Source organism: Limnobacter humi, assembly GCF_024518835.1.
GTDB classification, from domain to species: Bacteria; Pseudomonadota; Gammaproteobacteria; order Burkholderiales; family Burkholderiaceae_B; genus Limnobacter; species Limnobacter humi.
Window position 1 is genome coordinate 1 of sequence record NZ_JANIGO010000023.1, and the last position, 559, is coordinate 559.

A 559-nucleotide genomic window follows, 5' to 3' on the forward strand; every position below is an offset into this window, starting at 1 on the left:
TCGTCGTCTACCCGCTGCTGATGCTGGCGAACGGGATCAGTCCGCGGCGCTTCTTCGCCGCCGCCTGGCCCGCGATCCAGCTCGGCTTCGTCTCGCGCTCGTCGATCGCGACCCTGCCGGTCACCGAAGAGGTGGTCGAACAGCGCCTTGGCGCGGGTAAAGCCATACTGTCCTTCCAGCTCCTCCGCCCAGGCGCGCTGCCCGGTGCCGAGCTGACCGCCATTGCGCCCGGGTGAATGCCTCCGCCGCCGCGCTTGGTCTCCAGCCGACCATGAGCGCGGAAGACATTGCCGGTCTTGCCCGCGACGGGTTGAAAAAATTCGATGGCCGGATCGCCGTCTATATCCGGCCGATGTATTGGGCCGAGCATGGCGGCTATATGGGCGTGCCCGCCGATCCCGCTTCAACCCGCTTCTGTCTCAGCCTGTACGAATCGCCGATGCAGGAGCCCACGGGTTTTTCCGTCACCGTTTCGCCCTTCCGCCGTCCGAGCTTCGAGACGATGCCGACCAATGCCAAGGCCGGTTGCCTCTACCCCAACAATGGCCGCGCCATTCTC

At 65.7% G+C, this 559-nt stretch carries 2 protein-coding genes; both read left to right on the plus strand.

From position 1 onward, the window contains the following. Positions 1-236: cation:dicarboxylate symporter family transporter (locus tag NQT62_RS15380; protein ID WP_256765629.1), on the plus strand; the 236-nt coding region annotated here is incomplete at its 5' end. Further along, positions 233-559: aminotransferase class IV (locus tag NQT62_RS15385; protein ID WP_502361303.1), on the plus strand; the 327-nt coding region annotated here is incomplete at its 3' end. The genes NQT62_RS15380 and NQT62_RS15385, both read left to right, overlap by 4 nt.